Annotated in this window: 14 protein-coding genes; 7 read left to right on the top strand and 7 right to left on the bottom strand. The window is 65.7% G+C overall.

Going from position 1 to position 17,894, the window contains the following annotated elements:
• The first annotated feature begins 39 nt into the window (after positions 1-39).
• From NLM33_RS17065 to NLM33_RS17055, 3 genes are all read left to right on the top strand, one after another.
• Positions 40-810, top strand: a complete 771-nt coding sequence (locus NLM33_RS17065; RefSeq protein WP_254097188.1) for an IclR family transcriptional regulator — start codon at positions 40-42, stop codon at positions 808-810.
• A 271-nt stretch (positions 811-1,081) separates the two neighbouring features.
• Complete coding sequence (locus NLM33_RS17060) at positions 1,082-2,401, top strand: MFS transporter (protein WP_254097186.1); 1,320 nt, start codon at positions 1,082-1,084, stop codon at positions 2,399-2,401.
• A gap of 10 nt (positions 2,402-2,411) precedes the next feature.
• Complete coding sequence (locus tag NLM33_RS17055) at positions 2,412-4,037, top strand: amidohydrolase family protein (RefSeq protein WP_254097184.1); 1,626 nt, start codon at positions 2,412-2,414, stop codon at positions 4,035-4,037.
• 70 nt (positions 4,038-4,107) lie between these two features.
• On the opposite strand, the gene NLM33_RS17050 is transcribed toward NLM33_RS17055, so the two are convergent.
• Positions 4,108-5,172, bottom strand: coding sequence for a Gfo/Idh/MocA family protein (locus tag NLM33_RS17050; protein ID WP_254097182.1), 1,065 nt, complete (start codon positions 5,170-5,172; stop codon positions 4,108-4,110).
• Positions 5,173-5,400: 228 nt separating this feature from the next.
• Here NLM33_RS17050 and NLM33_RS17045 point away from each other — a divergent pair, with 228 nt between their 5' ends.
• On the top strand, positions 5,401-6,069 hold the full coding sequence (locus tag NLM33_RS17045; protein ID WP_254097180.1) for a TetR family transcriptional regulator: 669 nt from the start codon (positions 5,401-5,403) through the stop codon (positions 6,067-6,069).
• 233 nt (positions 6,070-6,302) lie between these two features.
• Here NLM33_RS17045 and NLM33_RS17040 read toward each other — a convergent pair whose 3' ends face one another.
• From NLM33_RS17040 to NLM33_RS17015, 6 genes are all read right to left on the bottom strand, one after another.
• Positions 6,303-8,534 carry a TonB-dependent receptor gene (locus NLM33_RS17040; protein WP_254097179.1) on the bottom strand — a complete coding sequence of 744 codons (2,232 nt, stop codon included), beginning with the start codon at positions 8,532-8,534 and terminating at the stop codon, positions 6,303-6,305.
• A gap of 186 nt (positions 8,535-8,720) precedes the next feature.
• The gene (locus tag NLM33_RS17035) at positions 8,721-9,113 is read right to left on the bottom strand and encodes a DUF2946 domain-containing protein (protein ID WP_254097177.1); all 393 of its coding nucleotides are present in this window, start codon (positions 9,111-9,113) and stop codon (positions 8,721-8,723) included.
• A 157-nt stretch (positions 9,114-9,270) separates the two neighbouring features.
• Complete coding sequence (locus NLM33_RS17030) at positions 9,271-11,334, bottom strand: hypothetical protein (RefSeq protein WP_254097175.1); 2,064 nt, start codon at positions 11,332-11,334, stop codon at positions 9,271-9,273.
• A gap of 7 nt (positions 11,335-11,341) precedes the next feature.
• Entirely contained in the window at positions 11,342-14,152 is a 2,811-nt protein-coding gene (locus tag NLM33_RS17025; protein ID WP_254097173.1) for a DUF4159 domain-containing protein, read from the bottom strand.
• The gene (locus NLM33_RS17020) at positions 14,149-15,093 is read right to left on the bottom strand and encodes a DUF58 domain-containing protein (protein WP_254097171.1); all 945 of its coding nucleotides are present in this window, start codon (positions 15,091-15,093) and stop codon (positions 14,149-14,151) included. The genes NLM33_RS17025 and NLM33_RS17020 overlap by 4 nt, the downstream gene beginning before the upstream one ends.
• Positions 15,093-16,091 carry a MoxR family ATPase gene (locus NLM33_RS17015; protein WP_254097169.1) on the bottom strand — a complete coding sequence of 333 codons (999 nt, stop codon included), beginning with the start codon at positions 16,089-16,091 and terminating at the stop codon, positions 15,093-15,095. Before NLM33_RS17015 ends, NLM33_RS17020 begins: the two co-directional genes overlap by 1 nt.
• A 271-nt stretch (positions 16,092-16,362) precedes the next feature.
• Between NLM33_RS17015 and NLM33_RS17010 the strand changes: the two genes are divergently transcribed.
• The 3 genes from NLM33_RS17010 to NLM33_RS17000 are packed head-to-tail and all read left to right on the top strand — an operon-like array spanning position 16,363 to position 17,893.
• The gene (locus tag NLM33_RS17010) at positions 16,363-16,965 is read left to right on the top strand and encodes a DUF1285 domain-containing protein (RefSeq protein WP_254105819.1); all 603 of its coding nucleotides are present in this window, start codon (positions 16,363-16,365) and stop codon (positions 16,963-16,965) included.
• Positions 16,962-17,633, top strand: a complete 672-nt coding sequence (locus tag NLM33_RS17005) for a CoA pyrophosphatase (RefSeq protein WP_254097167.1) — start codon at positions 16,962-16,964, stop codon at positions 17,631-17,633. The genes NLM33_RS17010 and NLM33_RS17005 overlap by 4 nt, the downstream gene beginning before the upstream one ends.
• Entirely contained in the window at positions 17,630-17,893 is a 264-nt protein-coding gene (locus NLM33_RS17000) for a DUF6111 family protein (protein WP_254097165.1), read from the top strand. The genes NLM33_RS17005 and NLM33_RS17000 overlap by 4 nt, the downstream gene beginning before the upstream one ends.
• The last annotated feature ends 1 nt before the right edge of the window (position 17,894 follow it).

Genomic DNA, 17,894 nt, shown 5'->3' with positions numbered 1-17,894 from the left:
AAACCGTGGGTGCGAACCTGACGAAAGGACGTGTGAAGTTTGGCCGCATCCAAAAAGGGCGCCGAGCCCGCGGAACGCCAGAACGGGATTGATCGGACCATCGATCTCCTGGAAGCGCTGCTGCATTTGCGCGCGCCCTCCAGGCTCAGCGACCTCGCGAAGCAGATGGGCGCGCCGCGGTCGACGGTCTATGCCATCGCCAACCGCCTGATCGCGGCGGACCTGCTCGAGAGCGTTGGCGAGGGCGGCCAGGTCTATTTCGGCAAGGCGGTGCATCTCTACGGCCGGGCCTATGCGGAGGCCAATCCCCTGCATCGCCGATGCCGCGAAGCCCTCGACAGGCTGGCGACCGAGCATAGCGCGACCGCGCAACTCTGCGCGCTACGTGGCCGCAAATACGTCGTGGTCGATACAAGGGACGGGTCGGGCCTGTTCCGGATCACGACGGATGTCGGCGTCGAGGTGCCGCTGCCGTGGACTGCATCCGGCAGGTTGCTGCTCGATCACATGAGCCCTTCGGAGATTCGTGCGTTCGTTCCGAAGGAGGATTTTCGCCTTCCGGACGGACGCCTGATCGATGTCGGTGATTTCATCAAGGATGTCGCGCGCGCGAGGCGCGACGGCAGATGCGTGACGACGGCACTGTCCGATCGGTTTACGTCGTGTCTTGCCGCGCCCATCCGCGACAAGAAGGGGGTCGCGGTCGCGACGCTTTGCTTTGTCGTTCCCGCAGACTCGCTGAAGGAACGCAGGGCCGCGCTGCTCGACGACCTGGTCGCCACCGCAACCGAACTCTCAGATCGCCACTGAGCCGAGCCGACAGGCTGCGCACGCTCGATGCACCCGCATCGTCTTTGCGCTGTCTTCTCGTGCGCAGTCTTCGCGCCGTCTTCGCCGCGTGCGCAACGCATTCAGGCGAGGCGGTTCGCAATGTCCGGGCTTGACATCACGACGCCGTCATATCTAGCATGACACTATAAGATAACGTTGTCCAGTATAAGAGACAACACAGCAGCCGGCGGATCCCGTGTTGCGACGGCACGAAAGTCATCATCCCGCGTTTTCGAGGAGAGGATTCAAAATGGCGAAGGCAAGCCAACAGGTACCCGGGCGACGCTGGCTGATCGGCTGTCTGCTCGGCGTCGGAATCCTCATCAACTACATCGATCGTGTCGGGCTCTCCGCCGCGACGCCCGAACTCACCAGGGAGCTTGGCCTCACCGCCACCGACATCGGCCTGCTCGGCAGCGCGTTCTTCTGGACCTATTCGCTGCTGCAAGTCCCCGGCGGCATGGTGCTCGACCGCTTCGGCGTCACGACCGTCGGCCGCGCCAGCAGCTTCCTCTGGGCGGTCGCTGCCACCATCACCGCGCTCGCCAGCGGACTTTGGGGCATCGCCGCCGCGCGTCTGTTGCTCGGGGTCGCGGAAGCGCCGGCGTTTCCGGCAAGCCAGAAGGCGACCGGCCACTGGTTTCCGCTCGACGAACGCGCGCGTTCGACCGCGATCTTCGATTCCGCCGCCAAATTCTCCAACGTGATCGGCGTGCCGCTCGTCGCCTATGTGATCTTTCTCTACGGCTGGCGCTGGGGCTTCGGCGTCACGGCGTTGCTGAGCTTTCTGTATTTCGTCGCCTACTACGTCATCTATCGAAATCCGAGCGAGGATCCGAACCTCTCCAAGGCGGAGCATGCCTACATCGTCGCCGGCGGCGGCACGCCGGAAGGCCCGGCCACGGCCGGGCAGAGCCGCATGCTCGGCTACCTCTTGCGCAACCGCAAGGTCTGGGGGCTGACCATCGGGTTCTCGGCCTATGGCTACACCTTCTATCTCTTCCTCACCTGGCTCCCGGGCTATCTCGCCCAGACCATGCATATGAACCTGATGTCGGCTGCGGGCTATTCGACGATCCCCTGGATTTTCGCGACGTTGTCGGACCTCCTGATCGGCGGGTTCCTGGTGGATCACTTGATCGCGCGGGGCTACGACAGCACGAGGGTTCGCCAGTCGGTGATCATCGTCGGCATGCTGATGGGGCTCGCCGTGATCGGCGCCGCGTTCACCGTGAAGCCGGGCTGGGCGCTGCTGTGGCTGTCGATCGCGATCTCGGGGCTGTCCGCCGCCGCGCCCGTCGGGTCGTCGATCGTGTCGCTGATTGCGCCCAAGGGCGGCGCGGGAACCGTCGGCGGCATTCTCAATTTCACCAACAACATGATGGGCGTCCTCGCACCGATCGTGACCGGCATCGTGGTCGACTGGACACAATCGTTTGCCGGCGCTTTCATGATCGCCGGCGTCGTGCTGCTGATCGGCATCTTCTTCTATGTCGTGGTGCTGGGGCGGATCGAATCGATTCCCGATTTTGCCGAGGAAGTGCCGCGAGACGCCGTTGCCGTCCACTGAGGAGGGGAGCATGCCCCAAGTTACAAACCAAGGCAGAAACAAGGACACCCTGATCCGCAATGCCCGCCTGATCGACGGCACCGGCGCGCCGTGGTTCGAGGCCGACCTGCGCATCAGCGGCAGCCGCATTGCGGCGATCGGCGCTGCCTTGCCCGCGGACGGGGCCGACATCATCGACGCGCGCGGATGCTATCTCGCGCCGGGCTTCATCGATGCGCACTGCCATGACGATCTGATCTGCCTGCGCGAGCCTGATAGGCCCGAGAAGGCGCTGCAAGGCGTGACCACGCTCGTGGTCGGCAATTGCTGCTTCTCGCTCTATCCGGCGACCGCAAGCTCTGCCGAGATGCTGCGCCTGCACTTCTCGGGGCTTGCGGGCGAAACCCGGCCGAACGAAGTCTTCGACAGCTTCGACGGCTATCGATCGGCCCTGGAAGGGCCGGGCGTGGCGCTCAACCTCGTCTCGCTGGTCGGGCATGCCGCGATCCGGCTCGCCGTTCTCGGTTACGAACGCCGCGCGGCGACGGACCAGGAGGTCGCGGCCATGCAGGCGTTGCTCGCAGAGCAGCTCAGCCAGGGCGCCGCCGGCCTGTCGCTCGGCCTCGTCTATCCGCCGAGCGCCTATGCCGACACCAATGAACTGTGTGCGCTGGCAGCGACCGTGCGCGCTCACGGCAAGCTGCTCACGGCGCATATCCGCAGCTACGAAGCGGGCCTGTTGAAATCCATCGACGAATTCATCGCGATCCTGCGCGCCTCCGGCGCGGCGGGTTTGCTGTCGCATCTTCAGTCGGCGGGAAAGCCGAACTGGGGCGCCATCCCTAAGGCGCTCGACCGGCTCGAGGCCGCGCGGGCGGAGGGGATCGATATCTCCTTCGACATGTATCCGTATCCTGCCGGCAGTTCCTACATGCTGCAATTGCTGCCGCCGGCCGCGCTCGAAGGCGGCATCGACGCGCTGCGCGCGAGGCTGCGCGATCCGGGCAAGCGCGAGGCGCTTCGCGTGCTGGTGGAGGAAGGCGATCCCGATCCGCATGCCGCGCAGTCCAAGATCGTGCTGATCGGTTGGCACAATGTGCGCATTTCCGGTACCGGCAATCCCGCGCTGAAGCCGCTCGAGGGCAAGTCGATGGTCGACGCCGCGCGCGGGCTCGGCATCTCGCCATTCGATCTCATGGTTCGGTGTATCGAGGAAGACCAGGGCCAGACCGGCATCATCATGTTCCAGCTCGATGAGGCTGACCTGCGCGCGGCCTTCACCCATCGCCTGCACATGGTCGGCTCCGACGGCATTCCGCGCCCGGGCACCAAGCCGCATCCGCGCGCCTATGGCAGTTTCCCGCGCGTCGCCGGCCGGCTGACAGGTGAGCAAGGCTGGCTGACTTTGGAAGATGCCGTACGGCGAATGACCGCGATGCCCGCCCAGCGCTTCGGTCTGTCCGACCGCGGCATCCTGCGACCGGGCATGATCGCGGATATGACTCTGTTCGACGATACCATCATGGACAAAGCGACGTTCGAGGCGCCGACGGAAATGCCGGCGGGCATCCGTTCGGTATTCGTGGCAGGCGAGGCCGTGGTCGCAGACGGACGCAGTACCTTCGCGCGTCCGGGCCGGGCCCTGATCGCCGGCTGACGGCCACAACGGCCCTCAATGCTGTGACACAATCTCGCCCAGAAACTTCCTGGTGCGAGAATTTTTCGCGCTACGACGTCGAGAGCGCCGCGTAACGCTCGCGCAGATCGATGCGCCGTCCCGACGTGGCGGCTTCGGCGATGGCGAGCGTCACCAAAAGGCTGCGCGCGCCGTCCTCGACCGGCTGCAGCGAGGTCGCCACACCGCGGATGACGTCGCGAAAATGATCGAGCTGGGCGACATAGGGATCGATCGAGCCGGCATGGTTGGCCTGAGCCTGGATCGGCTTGTTCCAGTCCTGCGCGTCATTGGCCTGGATCCATTGATCGAGGCTCGGAAATTCGAGCGTGCCGCGGCGGCCCATCACGCGGTAGCTGCTCTGCCCGCTATAGGGAAACTCCGGCGACTCGCCGAGCCCCTGCTCCATCGTCCAGGGGCTGACCGCGCAATCGCTGAGGAAGAACGTGCCGAGCGCGCCGTTCTCGAATTCCACCAACGCTGCCGCGGTGTCCTCCACTGCAAAGCTGCGCTGGCGGTTTGCGGCGATCGCCGAGACGGCGACGATCTCGCCGATCGCGAATCGCATGAAATCGATCTCGTGGATCAGGTTGATCAGGATCGGGCCGCCACCGGCCTGCGACCGCCAGGGCGCAATCTTGAAATACTCGGCCGGCTTGTGCGTCGCCCAGATCGCCGAGACGCCGACGACATCGCCGATCCGGCCCTGTGCAACCAGCGCCTTCAACGCCTTCACCTGCTCATGATGGCGGCGGTGATGGCCGACCAGCGACTTGATGCCGGCCTTGCGGACCTCGGCGATCAGATCGGCGGAGGTCTGCAGCGTATCGGTGACCGGCTTCTCGATCAGGATGTGGATGCCGCGCCTCGCGCAGGCGATGCCGTTCTCGGCGTGAAGCTGATTGGGGGAGGCGATGATCACGGCCTCTGGCCGCGCCTCGTCGAGCAGCTTTCGGTAATCCTCGAAGACGCGCGCGCCGGGTTGCTCGGCTGCGACCTGCTTGGCATTCACGTCAGCGATGCCGACGAGCTCATAGTTGCTGTGCTCGGCCAGCTTGCGCAGATGCTTGCGCCCGATCAATCCCGCGCCGATGACGCCAATCCTGATTCTGGTCATGTCATGTCTTCCGTTGGTTAGGCCCAGCCGCGACAGCTTCGGCGACCGGCGGCGCGAGCTGCAATGCGGTGAGATGGGCAAGGCCGAGCGGGGTCATCATCGTCTACATAATTAATCAGCAGGATAATTAGTAATTAATCGGTAGGATAATTGATGTCAAGGGCCTTCGATTGAGCTATTGATGGAGGCGAGGCGGCTTGCGGCCGCCACGAAGGACCGAACTGCCAGATGCCAGGCGTGAAGAAGCAGCCCGCGCGGGGCGCCAAGCCTGCGCCGATCAAGCGGCGCGACCGCGAGCGAACGCGGCAGGAGATCCTCGACATTGCCTTCGAGGAATTCGCCGAGAATGGCCTGCTCGGTGGCAACACCGATGCCATCGCCGCCCGCGCCAGCATCACCAAGCGGCTGATCTTCTACTACTTCAACTCAAAGGAAGAGCTGTTCATCGCAGTGCTCGAGATGGCTTATGCCAAGATGCGCGCTGCCGAGGAGGATCTTCATCTCGACGAGCTGGAGCCGGAGGCCGCGATCCGCAGGCTGGCCGAATTCACCTTCGATTTCGACCAGGCCCATCCGCAATTCGTCCGCCTCGTCACGATCGAGAACATCCATCGCGGGCGGCACATCACCAGCAGCCAAAAACTCAAGGAGATGACGCGGCCGAGCATCAGCCAGATTGCCAAGGTGCTCGAGCGCGGCGTTGCTGGCGGCGTGATCCGGCCCGGCCTCGATCCGATCGAACTGCACATGACGCTGAACGCGCTGTGCTTCTTCTCGGTCGCCAACCGTCACACCTTCGAGGCGCAATTCGCCTGGGACATGTCGTCGCCAAAGGCGAGAGCTCAGCGCCGCGACGAAATCGCTGATCTGCTCTGGCGCTACGTCAGAAAGGACTGAATCGCGGAAGCGGAGAGGCGGCACCATCGGTTGGCCTTCTGCGCGATGATCGCATCTTGGTGCTGATCTGCCCGAGAAACGCACCTAAAGCACGATGAGATCAGGATGAATCGTCATCGCGCTTTAGGCTGTTGTTTGCGCATGATCTCCGCGCAAACGCGTTCTGCGTTTGTCGCGAGGGAAAACCGCTTCGCACTTTGCGCTAACGCGGCCCTCCGGGTCCGGATCATGCTTTAGAACCGCTGCGAGACGCCGACATAGAAGCCGCGCCGCGGCCCGTATTGCGGCGCGAACACGCCGATGCCGGTGCCGTCTCGGATCTGGTAGATCGTGTCGAACAGGTTGACCACGTCGAACCGCACCGTCGTCGGCTTGTTCGGCGCCACGATGTTGAAGTCGTGCGACAGGCCGAGGTTCACTTGCGTGTAGGCGGGCAGGTGATCGGTGTTGGCAAAGCCCGCGCGCAGGCCGCTGCCATAGATCATCGACACGCTGTAGCGCGTGCCGTCCCACAGATAGGAGGCGCCCGCCGAGGCCGTCAGCGTCTGTGCGTGGTCGGTGTAGACATAGTGGGTCGCGATGTAGTTGAGCTCGTCCTGGCCGAACAGGTACTGGTTCGAGACGACGTTGGTCGCGATCTGCCTGGCCCAGGCGAGATTGGCATAGGCGTTGAAATTGCCATTGCGATAGGTCGACTTGACCTCGATGCCGACGTTCTCGCCGCGATCATAGTTGAAGCCGTTCAGCACATAGGCCGCGCCGAACTGGCCGTCGTCGAGCAGATCGCGCGCGATCTTGTAGTAGCCGTCGACGCCGACCTCGAGGCCCGGAATCGGATAGATCTTCTGCACAACGCCGACGTCGAACACGTGTGACCGTTCCGGCAATACCGGACTGCTGACCGGCACCTCCGGCGTCTGCGTGTTCGCTGGCGCGTTGGGCGGCGTCACCAGAGCAAGATTGGTGGGCGAGGCGATCACCTGCGACGGCGGCGTGAAGTTGCGCGCATAGCCGGCATGGAACGTGGTGCCGTCGAACGGCTTCCAGGTCAGGCTGACGCGAGGGCTGAGCTGGTTGGCGTTCACATACTGGTACATCTGGTCGAAACGCAATCCGGCGTTCAGGGTCAGATTGTTGGTGATCCGCCACTCGTCCTGGAGATAGGTCCCGGTCAACCAGCCGGTCTTGGCATTGGAATCGAAGATCGAGAACGGCGCGTCGATCGTGCCTGCGGTGGGATCGGTCGGGTCGGCCAGCGGCAGCACGGTCGTGCCGCTGTTGACCAAAGTCCGCTCCGCGCTGACGCTGAAGCCGAAGCGCAGCGTGTGGGCATAGCCGACGCGCCAGGCGGTGTCCTGCTGGATGCCGTTGACGAGGCTCTGCCGATAGACGTCCGAGGACGCGCCGTTGAAGACGAGATCTCCGATCGGGTCGGGGTAGAAGTGCAGCTGGCTGTAACGGTTGAAATAGGCGATCTGGGTGTCCCATTCGCCGACCGACTTCTGGTAGGCAACGACGTTGAACTGGTTGAACTCGTTCTGGTGCTCGTTGAGCTTCGACGAGTCGAAATTGGACACGCCGAACGCCGTGAAGTTCGGCGTCTGTCCCGGATTGTTCGGGATCTGGAACGTCGCGTTCGACACACCGCTCATGAAGGTCAGACGGCTGGTGGGATCGAGCACCGTCGACAGATAGAGGAATCCCTTCTCCTGATTGGTGCGGTCATGGATCGCGTTCACCGACGCCGTCGGGTTCTCGATGCCGAGATTGTTCTGGAGGAAGCGACCCGAGACGAAATACTGCGTCTGCCCGGCGGTCCCGCCATATTCGACGTTGGTCGAGATCGTGCCGTTGCTGCCGCCATAGACGCCGACGACGCCGGAATTGTTGAAGGCGTCCGCCTTGGTCTGGATGTCGAGCACGCCGGCGGTGCGGAAGCCGTACTGCGCGGGCAATGCGCCGGTGAGGAGGCTCATGCTGCCGACAATCCCGGTATCGAGGATCTGCCCGAATGCGCCGACGCCGTCGGGGAGCATGACGCCATTGATGCGGTACTGCAAATTGGCGTGCTCGTTGCGCACGTGCAACTCGCCGCTGGCAGCCGAATCCTGGGTCACTCCGGGGAATTGCAGCAGCACCTTGTCCAGCGTCGCGTTGTTGCCCTGGGGCAGCGCCTCGATCGCCTGGCGGTTCATCGTGTGCGAGGTGGCGCCGATGGGGGCGACGACGTTGTCGCGGGTCTGGTCGAACGTCGCATTCTGGCCAGCCACGGTCTGCGCCGCGGTCGACGGCGGCGTTTCGGGCGCCTGGAGACGCTTTCGTACGGTGCGAAGCTTCGGTGGACGCGATGGATGCACGCGCGGGGGGGCAGTGACCTCAACGCTGGGCAAGGTCGTGGCGTTGCTCGGCGCGGCGGTCTGCGCCATGGCGGTGCTGTTGAGATAGAAAAGCGTGAGCGTGGCCACGCCTGCGCGCGCCAAGCAGGGTCCTGAAGATAGCAACATTGTCCTGATTCCGATCAGGCGCGGCCGAAATCCGGCTTCGACAACGAGCGCCTGCCGCCGACACGCGGCGGATCAATCCTCGAAAGCCCGACGGGAGGCTTGCACGCGCGACGGCGGCAGCCCGTTGGGCGGTTCAATCGACGGAGATCAGGTTGCGGGAGGGCCGCGCGGCTGGAACGCGTGGCTGGCCGACTTCAGATGGATGAATTCGGCGTCGGTGGTGCGGTAGAGGAATTCGACCGCCTGCGGCAGATGCAGCAGCGGCGGCGTCGCGAACACAACGGTGCTCGCCATCGAGACCACGGCGCAGATCGCGCAATTGTCGTCGCCCTGCTGGTCGTGGTCGGGACTGGCCGGCGACTGCTTCTGCAGCGCTGTACGATCGACGGATGCGATGCCGTTGGCCTGCTGCGACGACTGGAGCAGCGGCGCGGCCTGTGCGAACCAGTGGCTGTGGCCGAAGGTCAGCGCGAACTGCACCAGCATCGCGAAGATCGCGAGCCGGGCGCCGTGCCTGACGTTCGAGCGGAACCACTTCATTCGAAAAATGCACCCCGCATCGCGAGGGCCAATCCCCCGGCCATCACGATGTTACAATGTAACATCGCAGGATCGTGGCGCGCATGTCAACAGCGGGAGGCGCGGCCGCTGCGGCCGGCCTCCCGCTGTGATCTTCATGCAACGGAATTCGTGGGGCTCAGCGCCCTTCGCGCACCCAGGTCGCGGCAAACGCACCGAGCAGCAAGAGCAGCCCGATCAGCCCGGCGAAGATCGGCAGCACGCCGACGCCCTTCACCACGCTGGCATCGCGCATCCTGACCCCCATCCAGCCGTCGCCGTGGAAGATGGAGGCCGAGCGCACCGGCACGACGCGCGGCAGCTCGACGCTCGATCCGTCGACGACGCGCACGGCATCGCCGCCGGTCGCCTGCGTCAGCGGCCTCAAGGTCTCGGTAGTCGAGGTGACTTCCGAAAATTCCTTCGGATTGGTCGGGCCGACATTGATCAGCGCCTTCAGCGTGCCGTCGGTGGCCTGCCAGAGACCGAGCTCGCCAGCCGGCAGGCTCGCGCGCCATTCGCCGGGGTCGCCGGCATTGAGCGTGAGATCGTGGGTCACGCCGGAGGGCGAGGTCACCGTCACCGGCTGCACGCTGTCGGACATGGTCTGGCGCACCACCACGAGATCCTTGCCCTGCACCTGAAGGCGCAGCGCCTCCTCGTCGAGATCCGGCTGCTTCATCAGCCAGTGCGACATCCGCCTGAGCAGGTCGAGATGCGGGCCACCGCCCTCATAGCCGCGCGCCCATAGCCAGATGTGATCGGAGAGCAGCAGCGCGACGCGGCCTTCGCCGAAGCGCGACAGGAACAACAGCGGCTTGCCGTCGGCACCGGTCATCACCGGCGAGCCGGTCGCGTTTCGGGTGTCGACAGTGCGGAAGAATCGGGCCCAATGCGGCGGCTCGCTGGCCGAGCCTTCGAGACCCCGCGTCACCGGATGGCGTTTGCCGGTGTCGGAGAGATGCGCATAGAACGGCTTTTCGGTGACGCCGACCGGTTCGGCCGGCAGCACCGAATCCAGCGGCGTGCGCCAGATGCTGGTGTTCGACGCATAGTCGGGACCGGCCGAGACCAGCACCGCGCCGCCCGAGCGGACATAGCGCGCGATGTTGTCGAAATAGGCGATCGGCAGCACGCCCTGGCGGGCGTAGCGGTCGAAGATGATCAACTGGAATTCGTTGATCTTCTGCTGGAACAATTCGCGGGTCGGAAACGCGATCAGCGACAATTCGTTGATTGGCGTGCCGTCCTGCTTCTCCGGCGGCCGCAGGATGGTGAAATGCACGAGGTCGACGCTGGCGTCGGACTTCAAGAGGTTGCGCCAGGTGCGTTCGCCGGAATGCGGCTCGCCGGAGACCAGCAGCACGCGCAGCTTGTCGCGGACGCCGTCGATCGCCACCACCGCGCGGTTATTCACCGGCGTCAGCTCCTTCTCCAGCGGCGAGGCCTCGATCTCGACGATGTTCGGGCCCGCGTGCTTGATGTCGACGTCGACGCTTGCGGTCTGGCCGCTCGACAGCGTGCGCTCGCTGATCACCTCGCCGTCGCGGCGGATCGTGACCTTGGCGCGATCGCCAGTGACGCCCTGGTCGTCGAGGCGGTAGGTGATGGTCTGGCTCTGGCCGACGATGCCGAAGCGCGGCGCCGCCGTGATCGCGATGCGGCGGTCACGCTCGTTCTTCTGTCCGGTGATCAGCGCATGCACCGGCGCCTGGAAGCCGATCGCGGCGGCATTCGCGGGGATGTCATGGACGCGGCCGTCGGTGATCAGGAAGGCGCCGGCGACGCGATCGACCGGCACGTCGGAGAGCGCGGAGGTGAGCGCGCCGAACAGTTTTGTGCCGTCGGTCTCGCCGTCGGCCTGTCCGGCCTCGACGACGCGCACTTCGAGGCCCTTGATCCGCTTCAGGCTGTCGACCAGCGCCTCCTGCGCCTGGGCAGCTTCGCGGGTGCGATTGCCGAAATTCTGGCTCGGGCTCTTGTCGACGACGACGGCAGCGACCGAGGTGAGGGGATCGCGGTCCTCGCGGGTGAAGGAGGGATTTGCGAGCGCAAGCAGGAACAGCGCGAGCGCGGCGACGCGCACCGCGGCGCCACGCGCGCGGGCCAGCAGCAAGAGGGCTGCGATGACGACGATCGCGGCGAGCGCGATCCACAAGACGATCGCAGGGACAAGCGGCGTGAACGCGATGCCGTAATTCATGTCGCTCCTATTGCCCGAGTCGCTCGATCAGTGCCGGCGCGTGCACCTGGTCGGCCTTGTAGTTGCCGGTCAGCGTGTACATCACGATGTTGACGCCGGCGCGGAAGGCGAATTCGCGCTGGCGCGGCTCGCCCGGCGTCAGCGGCAGCATCGGCTGGCCGTCGGGACGGATCGCCCAGGCGCCCGCAAGATCGTTCGAGGTGATGATGATCGGCGAGACGCCGTCGCCGCCGCGCGCCGGGCGCTGCGCGCTGTCGTCCTCTTCCTCGCGCGGCAGGGTCTCGACCCAGGTTTGGCCTGTGTTGAAGCGGCCGGGGAAGTCGCGCAGCAGATAGAACGTCTTGGTCAGCACGTGCTCGCGCGGCACCGGCTCGAGCTCGGGCACGTCGAGCGAGGCGAGGATCTCGCGCAGCGCCTGCATGCCGGGCGTTTGCGAGGCGCCATTCTCGCCGGGCGACGCTTCGACCGCGTCGCGGGTGTCGAAGATCACGGTGCCGCCCTGCTTCATGTAGGCGTCGATCTTGTTGATGGCGTCCTGCGGCGGCTTTGGCGCGCCCGGAACGATCGGCCAGTAGATCAGCGGGAAGAAGGCGAGCTCGTCGCGCGTGGGATCGACGCCGACGGGATCGCCGGCCTCGAGCGCGGTGCGCTGCGCCAGGAACAGCGTCAGCCCGGACATGCCGGCTTTGACGATGGAATCGACGTCGGCGTTACCGGTCACGACATAGGCGAGGCGGGTTTGCGACACCGCCTTCATCGCAAAATCGTCGGCGGCACCGTCGGCGCGCGATGGCGCGGGCGACAGCATGCCGGCGAGGATCAAGCCAATCGCGAGCACGGCGGGCGCCGCGCGCCGGCGCAGGAGCGCGGCGAGGCCGCCGCCGAGCAGCGCAACGATGATGGCGTCGACCAGGAACAGCGCGAGCGAGGTCGAGAGCAGCCAGCCGCGCAAATCGCGCGGTTCGGCGTTGGTGTAGGTCGCATGCCGGGCGCGCAGGCTCGCGGTGTCGAGCGGGGCGATGCGGTCGGCGGCGGCGAGCGTGTTCACGGCCAGCGGTCCCTCGGCCGGGCCGTAGAAGCCGGGCGGATGATCTGATGTGGCGCGGTCGCGGTAATCGGCCGACAGCGGCTTTGCGGTGGCCGGCGGCGGACCGAAGGCGCCAAAGCCGTCGAGGATGTGCAGCGGCGCCACCGTCTCGGCGCTCGCCTCACCGGCAACGCCGGCGCCGGGCTTGGAGGTGTAGCCGGACATGTCGACGATCCGCCTCAGCATTTCGACAAAGGTGCCCGACATCGGCAGATCCGACCAGCGCATGTCGGCAGACACATGAAACAGGCTGACCAGACCCTTGCCGCGATGCTCGCCGGTGACGAGCGGCGTGCCGTCCTCCAGCGAGGCCCAGCTCTTGGTCGCGAGCACCGCATCGGGCTCGGCGAGCACCTGACGGCTCACGGTGACGTCCTTGGGGACAGGGACGCCGGCGAACGGTCCGTCCGCGGTGAAGGCGGCGAGGTGCTGCGGCTTCTCCCAGGTCAGGCTGCCGCCGAGCGTGCGGCCGCCCTTGCGCAGCTTCACCGGCACGAGGTCGTCCTCGGCCTGCGCCAGGCGGGGACCTGCGAAGCGCACCAGCACGCCGCCCTGGTCGACCCAGGCATTGAGCCGCTCGCGGATTTCGGGGGCGATGGTGCCGACATCGGCCAGGATGATCATCGGCAGCTTCTGGTCGAGGAATTGCGTAATGCCCTGCTGCGGCGCGCCCTTGTCGGCGAGGCGGACGTCGGCAAACGGCGCCAGCGCGCGGGTGAGATAGAAGGTCGGCGCCAGCAGCGGCTGAGCGGTCTCGCTGGTCGCGCCGGAGACGATGCCGATGGCGCGGCGGCGCCAGCGCTTGTCGAGCAGTTGCACGGCGCCTGCGGACCGCTCACCGGATATCTCGAGCCGCGTGATGTCGTTGCGCAGCTCGACCGGCAGGTCGAAGGCGGCCTCGGTTTCCTTGTCCTGCGGGGCGAACGCGTAGCGGGCTTCGCCGATCGGCGATCCCTTCTGGTCGAGCGCGCGCACGGTGCCCGCGGCAATGCCGCTGTCGGTGCGCAGCACCTTCACGACCATCTTGGCGGCCGCATTCTCCGCCGCGACCAGCGCCAGCGGGGAGGGCGTGCCGCCTTCAAACACCGTCAAGCTGCGGTCTCCGATCGTCTTCGTCAGGCCTTGCAGGAACTCCTCGCCGCGGCCGGTATCGACGCCGTCGGACAGCCAGGCGATCTCGCAATCGCCGGTGGCCTTCAGGAAACGATCGATCGTGGTGAGAGTTTCAACGCGCTCGATGGAATACGGCTTCGGCGCGAGCTGCCGCAACGCAACGCGAGCCGCACCGGCCGGCATCAACGTGATGTCGCGGTTCGGCTCCGACAGCGGCACCAGCGCGATGGCGCGGCGGTCGCTGTCGGCATTCGCGATCAGCTCGTCGGCGGCCTTGATCCGCGTGTCCCAGTTCGAGGCTGCGCTCCAGCCGTCGTCGAACATGATCATCAACGGCGCCTTGCTGCCGGCAAGACCCGTCTGCGGATTCCAGATCGGGCCGGCTGCGGCGAAGATCACCAGCGCCGCGGCGAGCAGGCGCAGCGCAGTGAGCCACCACGGCGTCCGCGACGGCGTCTCTTCCTTCGGCGCGATGTCGAACAACAGGCGCGTCGGCGGGAATTCGATGCGGCGCGGCCGCGGCGGCATCACGCGCAGCAGCCACCACAGCACCGGCAGGCTGACGAGCCCGATCAGGAGCAGCGGTTCGGTGAAGGCGAGCGGCAGGCTTCCGATCATGCGGCGGGCCCCGCTTTGACGGTGGTCGAGCGTGCGCCCGATTTGCTGACCTGCATGCCGGCATGCAGGAACAGCAGCAGTTCGGCGGCGGAGCGATCGGTGACGTGGGTGACGAACAGCCAGTCGAGCTTGTTGGTCTCGTCGCGGATCTGGTCGCGATGCAGTGCGAGCCGCGCGGTGTAGTCCTGCGCCCAGCTCTCGGCGCGCCCCGCCGTGATCACGCCGAAGCCCTCGGGCTCGACGAATTCGACGCGGCCGGAATAGGGGAACGTCTCCTCGGCGGGATCGACGATCTGCACCAGCGTGCCATGGGCGCCGGAGCCGGAGAGGCTCGCAAGCATGCTCCTGATCTCGGCGATCGGCGACCAGAAATCGGACAGCACCACCGTCTCGGCGAGCGCCGAGGGTACGAAGGACGGCGGCAGGCTCGGCCGTTCCGCGTCGTCATGCAGCATCGCCTGCGCCATCTTGTCGATGATGCTGCGGCTCGCGGTCGGCGCCATCAGGCCGGGGATGCCGACGCGCTCGCCGCCGGAGACGAGCAGCTCGGCCAGCGCGAATGCCACGATCAGCGTGCGCTCGAGCTTGGAGTCACGCGCCTGCCTGGATGCGAACGCCATCGACGGCGAACGGTCGGGCCAGATCCACACCGTGTGCGCGGCTTCCCATTCCTGCTCGCGGACATAGAGATGGTCGTCACGCGCGGAGCGGCGCCAGTCGACGTTCTGCGCCGGCTCGCCGGAGACGAAGCGGCGATATTGCCAAAAGCTCTCGCCAGAGCCGGCGCGGCGGCGGCCATGCAGGCCGTGGATGACGTTGGCGGCAATGCGACGGGCCTCTAGCACCAGGCGCGGCAGCGAAGCGGCGAGCGTACGGCTCTCGCCATCGGCACGTCGGATCGCAATGATCTCCTTCGCTGTGTGCCCGTTCTCTGCGGCCATCAACCGATCCGTGTCTTCAATTGCCGGATCACGTCCGGAATCGTGCGGCCTTCGGCGCGCGCCTGGAACGTCAATGCCATGCGGTGCTTCAGCACCGGCTCGGCGAGGTCGAGCACGTCGTCGATCGACGGCGCGAGGCGGCCGTCGAGCAGCGCGCGTGCGCGCACCGCCAGCATCAGCGACTGGCTGGCGCGGGGACCCGGCCCCCAGGCGATCAGCTTGCCGGTTTCGCCACCGTCGGGGCCGGGACGCGCCGAGCGCACCAGCGACAGAATGGCCTCCACCACGGAATCGCCGACCGGCAGGCGCCGCACCAGCCGCTGGGCCGCGATCAGCGCATCCGCGGTCATCGAGCCCTTCGCCAGCGTCTCTTCGGCGCCGGTGGTCTCGAACAGGATGCGCCGTTCGGCGTCGCGATCGGGATAGTCGACGTCGATCTCCATCAGGAAGCGGTCGAGCTGGGCTTCCGGCAGCGGATAGGTGCCTTCCTGCTCCAGCGGGTTTTGCGTGGCGAGCACGTGGAACGGCTTCGGCAGGTCATGACGCGCGCCGGCGACCGTGATGTGCTGCTCCTGCATCGCTTGCAGGAGCGCGGACTGCGTGCGCGGGCTGGCGCGGTTGATTTCGTCGGCCATCAGGAGCTGCGCGAAGACGGGGCCGGCGATGAAGCGGAAGGAGCGTTTTCCGGCGGTGCTCTCGTCCAGCACTTCGGCGCCGAGAATGTCCGACGGCATCAGGTCGGGCGTGAACTGGATGCGCTTGGCATCGAGGCCGAGCGTGACGCCGAGCGTTTCGACGAGCTTGGTCTTGGCCAGACCCGGCACGCCGATCAGGAGCGCATGGCCGCCGGAGAGGATCGTCACCAGCGTGTTCTCGATCACGCGGTCCTGGCCGAAGATGACGGTTGCGATCGCGTCCTTGGCGGCGCGAATCTGTCCCGACACCTGCTCCGCCGAGCGGACGATCACGTCTTCGAGTTTTTCGACACTTTCCGCCATCCGTCAGCTCCTTAAGCCGTTCACGCGGCCTGCTTGCGTCGCATCTCATGTCATGTCAGCTCGTGACATGTCAGGTTTTGGGCCCCATGCTAGACTTGCAGAAAGGCCCTGTATTCGCTGAATTTAGCTATCCCCACCTTATCGGCTTCGGGATATGTACGGCATCACGAAGTGGCGACCTTGCACACCGGATGATTCCGGTGTGGAACCGCTCACAGAGGTACAAATTAGACCTGCACCAATCGTGCCAAAGACAATGTCAGGGCAAACCATGGCGAACCAAGGGCAGCGCACCGATCGGGGTCTTGACGGGTTGACCGCCGCCGCCAAGAACGCGGGTGCTGCCCAAAAAGGGCTGCCCCCGGTGCATCTGTGGAATCCACCGTTCTGCGGCGATCTCGACATTCGAATCGCCAGCGATGGTACATGGTTCTACATGGGCACGCCAATCGGCCGCCCGGCGCTGGTGCGTCTGTTCTCGACCATCCTGAAGCGCGAAGGGGACAAGCATTTTCTCGTCACGCCCGTGGAGAAGGTCGGAATTCGCGTCGACGACGCGCCGTTTATGGCGGTCGAGATGCTGAAGGAGGGCGAGGGCAACCATCGCGTGCTGAGCTTCCGCACCAATGTCGACGATTGGGTGAGGTGCGATGTGGCGCATGGCTTGCGCTTCGAGCAGGCGGTCGACGGCGGGCTGACGCCCTACCTGCACGTACGCTCTGACCTTTGGGCCAAGGTGACACGCGCGCTCTATTACGATCTGGTTGACATGGGCGAGGAGCGGATGGTCGATGGCCAGGCAATGTTCGGTGTCGAGTCGGACGGCGAATTCTTTGCCATGGCGGATGCCGAACAGGTGAGGGCTGCGCTTTGACCAGGCCGTTTCTGAAGGACGAACCCGTCCGGTTGGGCGCGGCGGATTTCTTCGCCCGCTCCAAGGCGCGGCTGACCTTCGACGTGCCGTCCGCCCTCTATGATCCCAACATCGTGCCGACGTCGGGCGATCCCGGCACCGACAAGATGCTCGAGATCATTGCGCGCGAGCAGCCGGTGCGCCCCGCGGCGGTCCTGATCCCGGTCATCGATCGGCCCGAGCCGACCGTGCTGCTGACGCAGCGCTCGGCGCATCTGAACGACCACGCCGGGCAGATCGCCTTTCCCGGCGGCAAGATCGACGCGATGGACGCCTCGCCGCGCGATGCGGCGCTGCGCGAGGCCGAGGAAGAGGTCGGCCTGTTGCGCGACTTCGTCGAGCCGGTCGGCTATCTCGATCTCTACGGCACCGCCTTCGGCTTCCGCATCCTGCCGACTGTCGCAAGGGTGCGGGTAGGATTTGAGCTTGTGATCAACCATTCCGAGGTTGATGACGCCTTCGAGGTACCGCTATCCTTCCTGATGAATCCGGCGAACCACCAGGTGCACAGCAAGGAATTCCGCGGCATGGAGCGCTTCTATTACGCGATGCCGTTTGCCGAGCGGTACATCTGGGGTGCGACCGCCGGAATACTGCGTGTGTTGTATGAGCGGATCTATTTGCCATGATCCGGCCGGCGCTGACCGAGATCGGAATCTTCCTCGTTCCCTTCGCGGTCTATGCCCTGTTCCTGGTCGCGACGCGCTCCGGCCTGTTCGTGCAGTCGTCCTGGCCGGTCTACACCATCGCCCGCCTCGTGCTGGTCGCGCTGGTGCTGGTGATCGCCAGCCTGGTCGGACTTGCACATTTCACCGGCGCCTCGCCGAACTCGACCTATGTCCCTGCGCATGTCGAGAACGGCAGGCTTGTGCCGGGCGTCGAGAAATAGG

It is taken from the genome of Bradyrhizobium sp. CCGUVB1N3, from assembly GCF_024199925.1.
Lineage (GTDB): Bacteria > Pseudomonadota > Alphaproteobacteria > Rhizobiales > Xanthobacteraceae > Bradyrhizobium.
The sequence above is the reverse complement of the archived record's forward strand: the minus strand, read 5'-3'. Positions and strand labels throughout refer to the sequence as shown.